This is a genomic window from Sinorhizobium sp. BJ1, assembly GCF_002531555.1.
In the GTDB taxonomy this organism is placed as follows: Bacteria; Pseudomonadota; Alphaproteobacteria; order Rhizobiales; family Rhizobiaceae; genus Sinorhizobium; species Sinorhizobium fredii_B.
The window spans coordinates 15,041-30,325 of the sequence record NZ_NWTH01000036.1; the positions used below are offsets into that span (position 1 = coordinate 15,041).

Annotated in this window: 13 protein-coding genes and 2 pseudogenes; 10 read left to right on the forward strand and 5 right to left on the reverse strand. The window is 57.4% G+C overall.

Annotated elements, in window-relative coordinates:
• Nucleotides 1-10: 10 nt before the first annotated feature.
• The 5 genes from CO676_RS28705 (at nucleotide 11) to CO676_RS28725 (ending at nucleotide 6,731) form a co-directional block, all read left to right on the forward strand.
• Complete coding sequence (locus CO676_RS28705) at nucleotides 11-892, forward strand: sugar ABC transporter permease (RefSeq protein WP_097523593.1); 882 nt, start codon at nucleotides 11-13, stop codon at nucleotides 890-892.
• A complete protein-coding gene (locus tag CO676_RS28710) occupies nucleotides 885-1,721 on the forward strand; it encodes a carbohydrate ABC transporter permease (protein ID WP_097523594.1) in 837 nt (278 codons plus the stop codon). Before CO676_RS28705 ends, CO676_RS28710 begins: the two co-directional genes overlap by 8 nt.
• A gap of 13 nt (nucleotides 1,722-1,734) precedes the next feature.
• Nucleotides 1,735-2,877, forward strand: a complete 1,143-nt coding sequence (ugpC, locus tag CO676_RS28715; protein WP_097523595.1) for a sn-glycerol-3-phosphate ABC transporter ATP-binding protein UgpC — start codon at nucleotides 1,735-1,737, stop codon at nucleotides 2,875-2,877.
• 208 nt (nucleotides 2,878-3,085) lie between these two features.
• Complete coding sequence (locus CO676_RS28720; protein WP_097523624.1) at nucleotides 3,086-4,441, forward strand: NosD domain-containing protein; 1,356 nt, start codon at nucleotides 3,086-3,088, stop codon at nucleotides 4,439-4,441.
• A gap of 562 nt (nucleotides 4,442-5,003) precedes the next feature.
• On the forward strand, nucleotides 5,004-6,731 hold the full coding sequence (locus CO676_RS28725) for a GH32 C-terminal domain-containing protein (RefSeq protein ID WP_097523596.1): 1,728 nt from the start codon (nucleotides 5,004-5,006) through the stop codon (nucleotides 6,729-6,731).
• A gap of 408 nt (nucleotides 6,732-7,139) precedes the next feature.
• Here the strand turns inward: CO676_RS28725 and CO676_RS28730 are convergent, their stop codons facing one another.
• Complete coding sequence (locus CO676_RS28730) at nucleotides 7,140-7,376, reverse strand: hypothetical protein (RefSeq protein ID WP_097523597.1); 237 nt, start codon at nucleotides 7,374-7,376, stop codon at nucleotides 7,140-7,142.
• A 121-nt stretch (nucleotides 7,377-7,497) separates the two neighbouring features.
• Between CO676_RS28730 and CO676_RS28735 the strand changes: the two genes are divergently transcribed.
• The 3 genes and pseudogenes from CO676_RS28735 to CO676_RS28745 all read left to right on the forward strand — a co-directional run bounded on the left by CO676_RS28735 (nucleotide 7,498) and on the right by CO676_RS28745 (nucleotide 9,945).
• Nucleotides 7,498-8,127, forward strand: a complete 630-nt coding sequence (locus CO676_RS28735) for a hypothetical protein (protein WP_097523598.1) — start codon at nucleotides 7,498-7,500, stop codon at nucleotides 8,125-8,127.
• A 128-nt stretch (nucleotides 8,128-8,255) separates the two neighbouring features.
• Nucleotides 8,256-9,008, forward strand: a pseudogene (locus CO676_RS28740) (alpha-hydroxy acid oxidase); the annotation flags it as partial.
• Nucleotides 9,009-9,195: 187 nt separating this feature from the next.
• Nucleotides 9,196-9,945 (forward strand): methyltransferase domain-containing protein, encoded by a 750-nt coding sequence (locus CO676_RS28745; protein ID WP_097523599.1) that lies wholly within the window; start codon nucleotides 9,196-9,198, stop codon nucleotides 9,943-9,945.
• 188 nt (nucleotides 9,946-10,133) lie between these two features.
• On the opposite strand, the gene CO676_RS28750 is transcribed toward CO676_RS28745, so the two are convergent.
• From CO676_RS28750 to aztA, 4 genes and pseudogenes are all read right to left on the reverse strand, one after another.
• Nucleotides 10,134-10,421 (reverse strand): hypothetical protein, encoded by a 288-nt coding sequence (locus CO676_RS28750; protein ID WP_097523600.1) that lies wholly within the window; start codon nucleotides 10,419-10,421, stop codon nucleotides 10,134-10,136.
• Complete coding sequence (locus CO676_RS28755) at nucleotides 10,418-11,467, reverse strand: GTP-binding protein (protein ID WP_097523601.1); 1,050 nt, start codon at nucleotides 11,465-11,467, stop codon at nucleotides 10,418-10,420. The genes CO676_RS28750 and CO676_RS28755 overlap by 4 nt, the downstream gene beginning before the upstream one ends.
• Nucleotides 11,468-11,601: 134 nt before the next feature.
• Nucleotides 11,602-12,282, reverse strand: coding sequence for a zinc ABC transporter substrate-binding protein (locus CO676_RS28760; protein WP_245424524.1), 681 nt, complete (start codon nucleotides 12,280-12,282; stop codon nucleotides 11,602-11,604).
• Nucleotides 12,219-12,836 (reverse strand): annotated as a pseudogene (aztA, locus tag CO676_RS35505) (zinc ABC transporter ATP-binding protein AztA); the annotation flags it as partial. The pseudogene aztA and the gene CO676_RS28760, both read right to left, overlap by 64 nt.
• A gap of 153 nt (nucleotides 12,837-12,989) precedes the next feature.
• On the opposite strand from aztA, the gene CO676_RS28770 reads away from it, so the two are divergent.
• Together CO676_RS28770 and aztD are read left to right on the forward strand one after the other, a co-directional pair.
• Nucleotides 12,990-13,979 carry a GTP-binding protein gene (locus tag CO676_RS28770; RefSeq protein ID WP_097523603.1) on the forward strand — a complete coding sequence of 330 codons (990 nt, stop codon included), beginning with the start codon at nucleotides 12,990-12,992 and terminating at the stop codon, nucleotides 13,977-13,979.
• 52 nt (nucleotides 13,980-14,031) lie between these two features.
• Nucleotides 14,032-15,270, forward strand: coding sequence for a zinc metallochaperone AztD (gene aztD / locus CO676_RS28775; RefSeq protein WP_097523604.1), 1,239 nt, complete (start codon nucleotides 14,032-14,034; stop codon nucleotides 15,268-15,270).
• Nucleotides 15,271-15,285: the final 15 nt, after the last annotated feature.

The following is a 15,285-nucleotide window of genomic DNA, read 5'->3' on the forward strand; positions in this document are numbered from 1 at the left end:
GGAGACAGCCATGTCGGGTGAAGACCGATTTGTGCTCTGCATGCTTGCGCCGGCGCTTGCCATCCTAGGCCTGCTGGTCGCATACCCGGTGGGGCTCCTGGTGTTTGATTCCTTTTTCAAGGTCGACACCATCACCCCCCATATAAGGGAGTGGGTCGGGCTCAAGAACTATATCGACGCGCTAACCTCCAAGCGCGTTGCCGAAAGCGCATTGAGAACGATTCAATATTCGGTCTTTGCGCTGTTCTTCGAGTTTACCTTCGGCTTCTGCGCCGCTCTCTTGTTTTCGGCACTTCCCGGCCGATCGCGCTGGCATCGCACGGTCTTCACGCTGCCGCTGATGGTGCCGCCGATCGTGGCCGGCCTGCTGTGGCGCTTCCTGCTGGTCGGCAACATTGGCATTCTCAATTATGGGCTCGTCCATCTGGGTATTATCAGAGAACCCGATGCGATCGCCTGGCTGTCCGACGAGGACATCGTCATCTATTCCGTTTCCTTCGCCGATATCTGGCTGACGACCTCCTTTGTCGCGCTCGTGTCCTACGCCGGATTGACGAACATTCCGAAAGACTTGCTCGAAGCTGCCCGGATTGATGGCGCGAATGCGTTCAAGCGGTTTTGGCACGTCACCTTGCCGCTGATGCGTCCGGTTATCGCCGTCATTGTCATCGTCCGCGCTGTAGATGCGGCCAAGACCTTCGACCTCATCTGGATACAGACGCAAGGCGGCCCAAATCACGCATCGGAAGTGTTCTCGATGAACATCTATCAGCGCATGGTTCGGTTCGGCGATCTTGGCGAGGCATCGGCATCCGGGACCCTGTTCCTGATCGTCATGATGCTTCTCGCCGCCGCGGCATATTGGAAGATATGGAGGCCGGTTCATGGGTAGGGCACGCCGCTTCAATATCAATGGCATGCTGGTCAACGCGGCGGCCCTCGTGCTCGTTCTGTCCTATGCGCTACCATACGTCTACCTGCTCATGACCTCGATCAAGCCGGCGGCGGATGTCCAGCAGATTCCGCCAAGCTTCCTGCCTGCAGTGGTCTCGCTCGAAAACTTTCGCGAAGTGCTGCGATCGTCGGCTCTGCCGAAGGCGTTCGCAAGCTCGCTCACGGTGGCGGTGCTGACAACCGTGCTCTCGCTGGCGGTGGCGGTCCCCGCAGCCTACGTCGCAACGCAGTACCGGCGTAGGATCACCACCCTGTTCCTGCTGTTTGCGCTGGTCACGCGTATGGTGCCGTCGGTGTCCCTGGGTGTGCCACTGTTCCAGCTGCTAAAGTCTCTGGGTCTGCTTGATACGATTCCGGGCCTGGTTCTCGCCCACACCTCGGCTGCCGTCCCGCTGGCGCTGTTGCTCATGTCCGCCTTCTTCGAAGGCGTGCCGAAGGAACTCGAAGAAGCAGCACGCATGGATGGCTGCACACGTTTCCAGGCATTCCGGAAGATTATCCTTCCGGTCATGATTGGTGGGATCGCAGTGACTGCGCTCTTCACCTTCATCACGAGTTGGAACGAGTTCCTCTATGCGTTGCTGCTGACATCGGAGGCTACGAAAACGGCACCGATCGTCATCGCCGAATACAACTCAGTCTACGGGCTTGCCTGGGGAGCGATGACCGCAGCCGCGGTGCTCTATTCGCTTCCCGTGATCGTCGTAACGCTCGCACTTCAAAAACAGATCGTCGGCGGCCTGACATTCGGCGCTGTAAAGGGATGAGGAAGGCAGAAGCATGTCCGCCATAGAGCTGCGCAATATCAACAAAGTCTACGGAAACAGCTTTCACGCTCTGCACGATCTGAGCTTCGACATCAGGGATGGCGAGTTCATGGTTTTCGTTGGTCCGTCAGGATGTGGAAAGTCGACGGCGCTCAGGATGATCGCTGGCCTGGAGAGCATTACTAGCGGTGAACTCAGGATCGGTGGCAGGTTAGTTAACGATGTCGATCCCAAGGATCGCGACATCGCCATGGTGTTCCAGTCCTACGCGCTTTATCCCCACAAGACAGTGCGCGAAAATATCGCTTTTCCCCTGCAGATGGCCGGGCTGCCGAAGGCCGAAATTGCCAGGCGCGTAGACGAAGCCGCACGCACCCTCGAATTGACGACTTTGCTCGACCGTAGGCCGGCACTCCTTTCAGGAGGCCAGCGTCAGCGTGTCGCCATGGGACGAGCGATCGTCCGCAAACCAGCGGCCTTCCTGATGGATGAACCGTTGTCGAACCTCGATGCCAAGCTGCGCGTGCAGATGCGCGCCGAGATCGCCAGCCTCCAAAGAAAACTGAATGTCACTACGATTTACGTGACACACGACCAGGTCGAGGCGATGACGATGGGTGACCGCGTAGCTGTCATGAAAGGCGGCGTGCTGCAGCAAATCGACACACCGCAAAACCTGTACAATCGCCCTGACAATGTCTTTGTCGCCGCCTTTATCGGATCGCCCTCGATGAACTTGTATGAGGCCGTTCTGAATGGAAGGACCCTGACCCTGGGCAGCAACAGTTTCGAAATCCCTGAGCGGGTCTTCGAATATCGCCCCTCGCTCAACGGTGCGTCTAACCGTCAGGTCATTGTCGGTGTCCGGCCCGAGCACATGAACGACGCCGAAATCCGGCCTTCTTCGGCCGAGATCTCGGCCCCGGTCACTCTTGTTGAGGCGCTAGGTTCTGAATCCATGGTGCATCTGAATATCGACGCACCTTGGGTGGATGCCGGCGACCCGGACGCCGTCGCCGACATCGGCGACGAAAAAGCTGCTGTAGCCCGTTTTTCTCCGAAGAGCACAGTACGCGCAGGTGACATCGCGCGCGTCGCTGTCGATGCCGAAGAACTTCACTTCTTTGAACCGGACACCCGCACCAGCATCTGGTGATGGCATAGCCAGGAGAAAAACGAGAATGACTACCTCTATCGCCACCAATCGCCTGCGACTCCTTCGGATCTCCAGCTAGGATCTTACTACAAACCCAGACAGAGAGCTGGTTGAACGCATTCCCCATTCGGCTTGCAAGCAACAAGCCAATCAAGAACATCAGTCTACTGCCGCTCTGGAGCAAGAAATGTCCGATAAGACATTAACAATGGTTAGCGAAAACTGTTACGACGTGACAAAGTATCCAGTAGGTAATCCCTACGAGGATATTGGAGCGGTCATCAATAGCATCATTGCAGATATTAAAGGCAGGCAACCTGTTTCCGATCTAAATGATGGCGGAAAACCTGGAGCAGTCATCTATGTACCGCCGGGCGATTACCGTCTTGCCACTCAAGTCGTTATAGACGTGAGCTTTCTGAAAATTGTGGGCTCTGGACACGGTTTTACGTCTTCGAGTATCCGCTTCAACACACCCGCAAACGAGCTGGCACGCTGGCACGAAGTGTGGCCGGGCGGTAGTCGTATACTTGTGGACATTTCTCCAGAGGCCGCCGACGGTGAGACTGCTGGAGCCGCGTTTTATGTTAAGCGCACCGGAAATCCTCGTATAAGCTCTGTGGAGTTTGCTGACTTTTGCATTGATGGCCTGCATTTCATTGACGATGGTTCGGGGCAAAATGATGCAGAAAATACATATAAGAATGGCAAAACGGGAATCTATGTAGGCAGCGCCAATGACTCATGCCGAATAACGGGGATGGGCCTTATCTATTTGGAGCATGGAGTTATTGTTCATGATGCAGATGCGCTGGCGATAGACAACAATTTCATTGCGGAGTGCGGAAACTGTATCGAATTGAAAGGTATGGGACAGGCCTCAAGAATAGCAAACAATTTTGTCGGAGCCGGATACAGGGGACATTCCATTTATGCTGAAAAGTATGGGGGAATTCTAGTATCCTCAAACAACGTATTCCCTCGAGGAGCTAGCAGTATCTATTTTTCCGGCGTGGTGCGGTCCTCGGTCACAGGAAATAGATTCCATTCGTTCTATCCCGGAATGTTGGTTTTTGCTGCTAACTGTTGCGAGAATTTGGTTTCCTCAAATCACTTTTTGCGAGATCGCGAGCCATGGGCGCCCATGCAGAAGTACGATAACGGCTTGGATGATCTGTTCGGACTTTTGCAAATTGACGGCAGCAACAATTCGATAATTGCGAACCACATCTCGGAAACAATAGACACCCAATATGTCAAGCCTCCCGCCGTAAAGCCGGTGATAATCAATGTGGTTTCCGGTAGCGGCAATTACATAGCCAATAATCATATCGTGGCCACAACCGAAATATCGCAAATCGATGATGCACCGAACAGTGACTGTTTTTCAACGCAAGTGGGTGCATTGCTTTCGACTAACAACTTGAAGGCGTTGGAAGTAACGGCAGTACTTGTGCAAAAAGGGGCGACACGGAATACAGTCCTGGAGTCAGGATATGACGAACAGGTTGAGATGGACAAAACAATGAATGCATTTAGGGGTACTCCAGTTTTCGGGCACTAGTGGCAATGTAAAATATAGACGGAACGGAAGACTCTGTCGAAAGTCAGTGACTATTCGGAGTTTTGTTCATGACGAACCAAATAGAACAGGGCGACGTTGATCAAGCAAAACCTATTCCTACTCCCTGGGCTATCGTTTGAGATTTTGGGCCGCGGGGCGACGGCTTTTTTCATGTCAACGCAGCGTCAATCCGAAATCGGCCGAGATCGCAGCGGCGGTTACCTCGTGGAAGCGCTCGGCTCGGAGTCCATGGTGCATCTGGCAATCGACGCGCCGTCGTAGATGCGGGTGATCCTGACGCAGCGGGCGCCATCGGCAATGCGAATGCCGTCCCGCGCTTGTCCCCAAGAGCACCGTTCGCTCCGGTGACATGGCCCGGGCCTCGATAGACGCGGAGGAACTGCACTTCTTCGACCCTCAAACCCGTAAAAGTCTTTGGTTGAGAAATAGAGGAGCGACGACATATGCCCAACCCACATTCATCGACTTACGACGTCACAAAATTTCATGGCTCGGTACCTGCCTCGCAGGACATCGGAAAAGTCATCAATGAGATCATCGAATGAAGAACAGGGTGCAATTGGATGCTGAGCACGGCGTGCGGTTCGAGATTTGGGCTCGGCAAAAGCCTGTAAAATCAGCTCCGCAAGAAGACGCCGATGCCTTCGTCCTGCGTGTCGGCGATCGGGTCGTTTACCGGATCGCGCAGCTGCCGCCCTATTTTCAATTCTATTCCTATACCCATTATGCGGCCGGTCCGCTCACGCTAGAATGGGACGATGGCGCCATTGAAATTCCACTGTTATACAGCTTCAACCCGGACGACGTCGCTGAGAAGGGCGTGACTTTCTTAGAGTTGCGCGATGGCCGCGTCATCGCTCGACCGAGGACATCCTGGCCGGAGTGGTACGAGAGCGATGCAAATCGCCCGCAGCTCAGATTCTCGCCGTTTCAGGCCTGGATGAACGATCCGAACGGGCTGTGTTTCGTTGACGGCCGCTATCACCTGTTCTACCAGTTCCATCCTGTTGAATCCGAATGGGGACCCATGCACTGGGGCCATGCCGTCAGCGATGACCTCTACCGTTGGATCCATCTGCCGGTCTTCCTGCATCCGGAACAGAATCTTTGGTCGCTGGGCGCCACCGGCGGCGCCTTCTCGGGAAGTGCCTTCGTCGGCCCCGAGGGCAAGCTCAGCTTCTACTACACAGAACGGCTGCCGGCCTATGACCTGTTCAAGGACTACAAGGAGGTGCAGAAGCGAGTGCTGCCATCGGCCGATCTCCTGCGTCCGGATGCCAATAAGCTGGTGCTTGTCAACGGTCCCGACGGTAGCGCCCACGACTTCCGTGACCCCAAGGTCTGGTATAATGCGGCCTGCGGCACATATCGGATGGTGCTCGGCGCGGCGATCGATGCTGATCCAGCCGTCCTGCTCTATGGGTCCGAGGACGGCGAGGACTGGAAATTCTTGTCCGTCCTCTATCGCGCTCCCGAGCATTTTCGCCGGCACGGCGCACGCTGCGTGGAGTGTCCGGATTTCTTCGAGCTCGATGGTCATCATGTGCTGGTGATGGGCTTTGTAGGATACACTGAGCCGGAAACCGGCCGTCATAACCTGCTTTACGCGCAGGTCGGCACGTTCGAGGGCGACCGCTTCATGCCCGCGACCCCGGCTTTGCAGGAATTGGATTTCGGCACCGATTTTTACGCGATGCAGAGCTTCCTGGCAAAGGACCGCCAGATCGCTTTTGCCTGGCTCTTCAATTGGGAATTCCGTAAACCGGGAGGTTCGCCCTATAGCGGGGAGCTGTCGCTCCCGCGCGTGTTCGGCCTCGACGCCCAACGGAATTTGATAATGATGCCGGAGAAGGGCTACCAGCGCCTGCGCGCCCGCACTCTTCCACAGACTGCACCTTGCCAATTCGCATGCGAACCGGGGCGCCCGGTCGAGTTGTCTTTGGCAGGCGATCTGGATGGAGTTCAGATCGTCGCGCGGGGCAGCAACGGGGAGAGCTTTAGGTTGGCTCACAGCGCCCGTCGGCTTGAGCTGGCCGTGGCGGAGGATAATGGTGACATCAAGTACCGCTCAGCGCCGCTGACGCTCGAACGGTTGACGTTGTTCTTCGACCGCGGCGTCGTCGAGGTCTTCGCCAATGGGGGCGCGGTCTGCGGCACGCGCCGTACCTATAAGATCACAGACCTGACCTCGCTTGAAGTGAAGTCCGCCGACAGGGGCCGGATCGAAACGTATGAGGCATGGAGCTATAATTCCGCTTGGAGCAACTAGCATAGGCGGCGGCTGGTGAACCCCATCCATCAACCGCACGTCTCGGCGCCGAAAATGGTGCATGCGAATTGCGGTACCTGTGGTTCGATCCCGTTCAAGGCGAGGGATCGGGATTGACACCCCGGAGTGGCGTCATGTTGCCGGCTTCCGATCGTCTCGGTCGGGTGGAACTTTCCGTTCGACTCGCCCATCGGAACGAGCAAAGAGCGCCATGAGCGGACATAGGCTCGGCTTGAATAAATGATCGCTACGGGGGCCGAAAGGTGCCAAGTTACTTCGGCAGCGTCGCGCCCCGGAACGGACGCGGCACTTCAATTCGCGTTCGAAGGCCAAAGCTTGGTGTCAGGCCTCATTGAGGGTGATCAGGTCAGCCGTCTACTACGGCCTGTCTGACGACATGGGACGGCTTCACGAAGCCGAGTATTTGACCGTTACGCCGCGCTGCCGAAAGTAGGCCTGCATTAGCTTCCTGCCAGAACGGTTGTTCTGCACGAGCCTAGCCGGGTCAAAGACGGCCTCTTTCAACCCCTCCCGCGTCAACGCTGCCTTGAGAGTCGCGATATGCGCGTCGATGTCGGCATCGTCCGCTTGGAGCGATTCATAAATGCGGTTTGTTGCATCTGCGACGGTCGGTTCGCTCACCATTACACTCCTGTTGTTGTTTGGCTGGCGCTTACCACGTTTTTCGGCTTGACCCTAGAGGACGCTCTGTCTTCAACAGCATGACGTCATTGACGATCTAAAGGAAGCGACCCATCCTGGCGTCATGCCGAAACACGACAAGAACCACATCGAGCTGCTCAAGACATGGGTGCTACCCCCAGCGGCGACATTGGGTTCATCCGTCCGCATGAAGGGCATCCTTCTTGAAATTCGCGCGCGGCTTCCGCCTGCCACGAAGAAATCGCTCAATCTCGATGGTCGCGAGCTCACGCTTATGATGTCCACAAGCGAGAAGGCTGAATTCCACGCCGCATCGGCTGTCGTCGCCAAGGCGTTGGTAAACATCGAGACCCTTCCAGTGATTCCGCGCGAGATCGAGGACATCCTTACGATCAAGACGAGCGAAAGACATCGCTGGCTGGCCGACGGTCGCTTACCAAGTACTGGAACGCGAACGGTCAAGCTGCGCGGCCGCGCCACGAAGATAACGTTTCACGTCTTCGATGCGAGGATTGTCGGAGACATTCTCGAAGGGGGCGTCGTCGAAGATTGGCGCGAGGAAGACGCGGCGGCTGCCGCCGAAAACCGCAGACGGGCTGCGTACAAAGCGAAGTTGACGCGGTCATTGAGAAACACCACCAAGGGCGGGTCAAATTCCGAAGCCGAACACGGAGACGTCGCCTCCAACCTGGTCGGATGGGAGGAGTTCGGACGCGATGGACTTCTTCGATAATCGGCAACCGACCGGACTGCGCCACAAGCGGTCGTAGCGGATTGTAAATTCTCGCCTCGTCTGCGATCTTGCGAATTGAACACCACGTCGATTGGGCGAATTGTCTCCGGAATCACTCAGGAGGCGCGATGAGCAAAGGCGAGGAAGCTACATGCCCTCCCCATGTGAGCAACTTCGAGAGCTTGCAAGAGATCATACAAAAGGCCCAAGGAGCTCTACCAAAGGAAAAATGGGATAGCCTCGTAGGTGGGGCGGAAACCGAAACGACCCTCAAACGCAACCGCTTGGCGATCGATTCCATTGCCTTCAAGCCGCGTGTGCTGCGCAATGTGAGCGTGGTAGACCTCTCAATCGAGCATTTCGGTCGAAGGCTGCGCTTGCCAATCTTTCTTGCCCCCACCGGTCCGTTGAACCTGTTCGGCCTGGGTGGAGGGGCAACCGTGGCGTCAGGCGCTCAGGCCTTCGGTATCGCCCATATGCTCAGTTCGGGATGCATGCCCCTTGAGACTGTCGCCGAGGCGGCCCCTTCAGCACTACGAATGGCCCAGCTCTACGTCCGAGGCGATGATGCCTTCGTGCATGAATACATCGGTCGTGCTCTGGCCTGCAGATGTGCCGCAATCTGCTTGACCGTCGATAGCGCCGTCCTCGCTCGCCGCGACCGAGATATTGCCAATCGATATCGGACGGCTGGATTAGGAAAGTGGCCTGGTCAGGCGTACCAGGCCGATCTCGAGTGGCGGACCGTCAAGTTGATCAAGGACTCCTACTACATTCCACTCGTGCTGAAAGGAATTGCCACAGTCGAGGACGCTCGTATCGCAGCCGATCATGGCGTGGACTGGATTTATGTTTCGAACCATGGTGGCCGCCAGCTCGAATGCAGAGGCCGTTCAATGACTCGCGTCAGCTTCCATTGAGAATTAGGCTCTATGCTCTGGCTGAAGCGTAGAGTTTTCACACGGGTTCCACCCAAGTGTTGTTCAATTTCGTAAAATGGCTCTACGAGAATGGTCGAGCTGGACTAAGACACCCGCTGAAACATCACGCAGAGGAACATTTGACCCAATGGCTAATGTTGGTAGCGATTTTACACGCCGCTTGCTGATTGATGCAGGTATTCAAACGAGGATGCGAGTGCTTGATATCGGGTGCGGGTCAGGAGATGTTACATTCTTAGCGAGTGAACTGGTTGGCCGAGGCGGCTATGTCCTCGGTGTAGACCGGGAAGCGGCTCCGCTTGTTGCAGCAGAAAAGCTTGCGCGAGAGCGCGGCCACGTGAATGTAGAGTTCGCTCAAGGGAGCTTTGAAAACGTGCCGCCCGACCTAGAACCATTTGATGCGGTCGTGGGGCGGCGCGTGCTTATGTATCAATCTGATACCGTGAGGGCTGTCCGAGAGATAGTCCGCTACCTGCGTCCAGGCGGCATCGTGCTCTTTCAGGAACACGACACTACGATGGTTCCGGTCAGTTTGAAGCCTATGCCCCTACATGAGCAGGTGCAGAGGTGGATTAAACAGACCATCGAGCGCGAAGGTGCGGACATCCACATGGGCTTCAATCTCCATAATGTACTCACCCAGGCCGGCCTGGCGGTGGAGCATGTGCGCGCGGAGGCGATCGTGCAGACCCCCGAGAACCCCCATGCTGTGGGAGCAATCATACGGGCAATGCTCCCCAGGCTCGTGGAGCATGGTGTTGCAACCGAGGATGAGATTGAAATCGAGACCCTGCAACACCGGCTGGATGAGGAACGGCTAAGCACAAATACCACCTACATTGGCGACATGATGTTCGGGGCTTGGGCTCGGAAGTGAAGGTCTAGCTTACGGCAAGGTGTAATCAGCCTCTGTCATGTCTAGGTGATTTCCCAGAAGGGACGGGGATGGAGGCAGCCCCACCGGATGGTCTGCAGCGGGTCGTGCGCGAACTTCCGCCGGTTTACATGTTACTGGGCAACGACGGCCGATCGCGGCTGACCCAGCCCCGGTTTCGGTGGAAATTGTCAATCTGATTTCTCTGCCATGGTCGCGAACGCAAGCGCGAAGTCGGCCTTTGTGAGATCCTGCATTGCTTTGTGGATCGAGACATGCATCCTTCGTGCGCCCTGCATTACAAGCACCACCGTCTCCTTCGGCGGGCAGCCAGGCACGTGACAAGCGAGCTCATTGACGGAGACGATGGCATCGTCGGACAGCGTGAGCACCTCGCGCGTCCACTGTTTAATGGCGCGTGTCCTACTCACAACTGCGGGCGTACCCCGCGCCAGGGGGTTGATGAAGGCGCTGTTCATGCAAGTCTCCGCGGCCTTCTTGCCGAACGCGGCGCCAACACGTCGAAAAGGTCGCGGATCGGCTTTGCGGGCATGTCCTGCCCGATCAGAACGACGCGGGTACGACGATCGTCGTTCGGCCACCCTTCTAGGCGCTGGAAGGGATAGAGCCGGTGTTGCACCGCGTGCGCAATCATCGGGCGATCCGGATCGTCGGAAAGTGCGAATATGCCCTTCAGTCGCAGGAGGCCCGAGTCGATATTGCTCGTCACGATATGAAGGAAGGTTTCAACCGCATGCCGCTCGAGCGGAAGACCATGGGTGAGACTGAACGCCTGGATCTCGTCACCATGGCGGTTCGGGTCATGGTTATGGTCTGGGTGGGATGCGAGGGCCTCCATCGCAAGCCAGCCGTTAAGAGAATAAGCACGTTTGCCAAACAAAGCCGCTAGATCAAATCCCGGGCCATGGCAGTCATGATATTGGGCGGCCGGGTTCAACGCGCCGAGCTCCCCGGCCCAATCGCGACCATCGCCAATGACATCGGTTTTCGTGAGAATGACCTGGTCTGCGAAGGCAAGCTGCTTCCAGCCCTCGAGGAAACTGTCGAGGGTCGCGCGGCCGTTCATGACGTCGAAAGCCGTGATGACCTCGGCGAGGTAGAAGTGTGCCGCGACGAGATTGTCCCTCAGCCCCATGGCAGGTGCGCCTCCGGGAATGAGGCTGTTGACGATCGGAGCGGGATCGGCGAGTCCGGTGGTCTCGACGATCACGTGCGAAACCGGAGGAATTTCGCCTCGGAGCCGTGCCTCGTGCAGTTCGTACAATGATATACGGATGTCGCTCGTCGCCGTGCAGCAGATACAGCCGCTCGTGGTCCGGAAATAGGTTTCAGAACCGCTGCGGACCAGGTGGTGATCGATCGGGACCGTGCCGAACTCATTGATGATAACCGCGGCACCTGCCATCCGGGGATCGGCAAGAATCTCGTTCAGCAATGTCGTCTTGCCAGAGCCAAGAAAGCCGGTCAGAAGTGTCACGGGCACCGGGTCGTAGATCCGCCTCATGCTCTTCTCCGATCTCTCGGGCACAGTATTGCGCCGCTTGAACAGTCCGGCAATCATGTCGCGATCGCGTCCAACATTGGTTCACACGGGTGGTTCGAAGGGCTTGCCCGGCCGGCGCCGGGCAAGCCCCCGGGTCAGGTTCCGAGAATGGCAGCCTTGATGGTGTTCACGTTGTAGCGGAACATGTCGATGTAGGTGGATGCCGGACCGTCTTCGCTGGAGAGCGCGTCGGAATAGAGCGTGCCGCCGACCTGCAGACCGGTTTCGCTCGCGATCTGTTCGACGAGGCGCGGATTGGTGATGTTCTCGACAAAGATTGCCGAGGCCTTGTCTTCCTTTACCTGGTCGACGAGCTTGGCAATGTCGGCGGCGGATGCCTCCGCTTCCGTCGAGACGCCCTCGGCCGCGATGAACTTCAGACCGTATTCGTGCGCGAAATAACCGAACGCATCATGCGACGTGATGATGGTGCGCTTGTCCTGTGGAATGGCGTCGATTGCGGCCTTCACTTCCGTCTCCAGTTCGCCAAGCTTGGCGAGATAAGCTTCCGAGTTGGCCGTGTAGGTCGCGCAACCTGACTTGTCGGCCTGGCAGAACGCGTCGGCAATATTCTTCGCGTAGATTTCGGCGTTGTGGATCGACTGCCAAGCGTGCGGATCGAACTCGCCATGATGGTGATGACCTTCATGGCCATGGTCGTCGCTGGCTTTGGAATGTTCTTCGGCCTTCGCATGCTCCTCGCCTTCGTCATGCGGGCGATCAACAGCGTCTGTCGAAAATGCTCGCGCACGAGAGCATGATCGTGGAGCACGCAAAGCACCGCCCGCCCTTCCGCAACCCAGTCCTTGATCAAACGCAGGAGGTCGCCGACCGTCCGTTCGTCCACTGCGTTGAAAGGCTCATCGAGCAGGATCAGATCGGCGTCCTGGAGCATGGTGCGTGCAAACAGGGCGCGCTGCATTTGTCCCCCGGACAGACTGTCGAGAGGGCGCGTCTCAAAGCCGGTCAGTCCGACGGCATCTAGGCACGCGGCCAGTTTCGTCCTGTCCTTCCGCGTAATGCGGCCTAACAATCCCCTGTCCTGCCAAAACCCAAGTGATACCAGGTCAACAACCCGCGCCGGAAAAGTGCGGTCCAGTTCCGATTGCTGCGGAAGGTAGGCCAGCCGCCCGAAGTGCTGCTCGCAAGTGCCGCTGATCGGCTTCAGAATGCCTGCAATCCCCTTCATCAGGGTCGACTTGCCCGATCCGTTGGCGCCGACGACCGCGGTCAGAACACCGCGCTCGGCAGTGCCACTCAGGTGGTGAACAGCAGCATGGCCCTGATAGCCGAGCGTGAGGTCTTTGAATTCCAGGCAAATCTCTTTCATCGCGTCCTCGGGGATTGACAGCGACTGCATATGTAATGTTATTACGTTCGTCAAATGAAAAGTAACGTAATAACGTATGCTCCCGGCATCCAAGAACGGCTCCCGACGCGAGTGCGATGAACTGCGTCGATCCATCAACCAGTGAGGTCAACCATGTCAAAGCAGACCGAACCAACCCCCGTCACCGTGCTTACGGGCTACCTTGGCGCGGGCAAGACCACGCTTCTGAACCGCATCCTCACCGAACCGCACGGCAAGAGATTCGCGGTCATCGTCAATGAATTCGGCGAGGTGGGTATCGATAATGATCTGATCGTCGATGCGGACGAAGAAGTCTTCGAAATGAACAACGGCTGCATCTGCTGCACGGTGCGCGGCGACCTTATCCGCATCATCGAAGCGCTGATGCGCCGGCGAGAGCGGTTCGACGGCATACTCATTGAAACGACCGGCCTTGCCGACCCCGCGCCCGTGGCGCAGACTTTCTTCGTCGATGACGACGTTCGGTCAAAGACACGCCTCGATTCGATCATCACCGTTGTCGATGCCAGGCATCTCCTCGGCGAGATCGACCGGGCGCATGAGGCGCAGGAACAACTGGCATTTGCAGATACCATCATCCTCAACAAGATCGATCTCGTAACGGAGGAGGCGATAACCTCCGTCGAAGAGCGGATTAGGCGCATTAATCCGACAGCCGGCATTCTGCGCTCCGAGCGCTGCAATCTCGATATTGCGAGCCTTTTGGATCGAAAGGCCTTCGATCTCGATCGCATCCTGGAGGTCGAGCCCGACTTCCTCGATGTGGAACATGACCATGGACACGACGACCATGTGACGAGTTTCTCGCTTGTCGAGCGGGAGCCTATGGATCCGAACAAGTTCTTCAATTGGCTCCAGAAAACGGTTCAGGCCTTCGGCATGGATATGCTGCGCATGAAGGGGATCATCTCGTTTGCCGGCGACGACGATAGGTACGTCGTTCAGGGCGTGCACATGCTGATGGAAGGCGATCACCAACGTCCCTGGAAGTTCGACGAAGAGCGTGTGACGCGCCTCGTCTTCATCGGGCGCAACCTTCCGAAGGACATCATCAGCGACGGCTTCTCCAATTGCCCCGCGACCCGCGAAGCCGCCGAGTAATCGCACGCAAACCTCCAAATCAGAACAGCTTCAAGACAAAGGAAGGCACCCGATGAGATTGTCTCTCACCCGAAACCGCCTGCTGACGGCAATGGCGGCGACCCTCGTGTTTGCGGCCCAGGGCGCGCTCGCCGAAGACCACGAAACGCAGGAGGCTTGGCGGATCTTCGTCGCCGATCATACGCAGCCGGTCGTTCGGGCGATCGACTTTTCTGACGGCACGGAACTGGGCCGGTACGATTTGAAAGGCTATGCGGCACTGACGGCGAGCGTGTCCGGACAGACGGTGTTTGCGACGCAGTCGGATCATGATGTAGTGCATGTCATCAAGAGCGGCATTGAGTTCTCCGATCATGGTGAGCATCGCGACCTCGGTGTGTCGGATGTTGCGCTTCTCCCGGTAACCTTCGAGGGAAAGCGCCCGGTCCATGTCGTGCCGCACGACGATCACGCGATCCTGTTTTACGATCGTGACGGCAAAGCCGACATTGTCGACGAGGAGGCGCTGCTGGAGGGCAAGGCCGAGGTCCGCACGGTCGATGCAACCAAACCCCACCACGGTGTTGCAGTCACCTCGGGACGCTACGTGCTGGTATCGGTACCAGACACTGAGATCGAGACGAAGCCGGATGAATTACCGCTGCCGCGCGTCGGTCTGCGTGTGGTCGATGAAAAGGGCCAGCAGATCGGCGATATGGCCAAATGCACCGACCTTCATGGTGAGGCGACCTCAGCGCGCCTCGTCGCCTTTGGCTGCAAGGAGGGTGTCCTCGTTGCTCGCCCTGGCGGTATCGACGGGCCGAAGCTGGAAATGCTTCCCTATCCCGCTGATTTCCCGAAGGCTTACACGGGAACCCTGTTGGGCGGCAAGGCGATGCAATTCTTCCTCGGCAACTATGGCGAGGACAAGATCGTGCTCATTGATCCCGACAATGCGCAACCCTTTCGATTGATCGAGCTTCCGACGCGGAGAGTCGATTTCCTGCTTGATCCTGCTACGCCGCGCAATGCCTACATCCTCACGGAAGACGGCGATCTCCATGTGCTGGACGTGGTCGAGGGCGAACTCGTTCGCAGGGGCAAGGTCACCGAGCCCTATAGCAAGGATGGCCATTGGCGCGACCCCCGTCCACGTCTGGCCGTAGCCGACGGTCAGATAGCAATCACCGACCCGCGGCACTCGCTTGTCCGAGTCGTCGACGCCGAAACCCTGAAGGAGACACGCACGATCGCCGTCGAAGGCCAGCCCTTCTCGATCGTTGCTGTGGGTGGTTCGGGCGCATCGCACTGAAGCGGCGATGCGTGG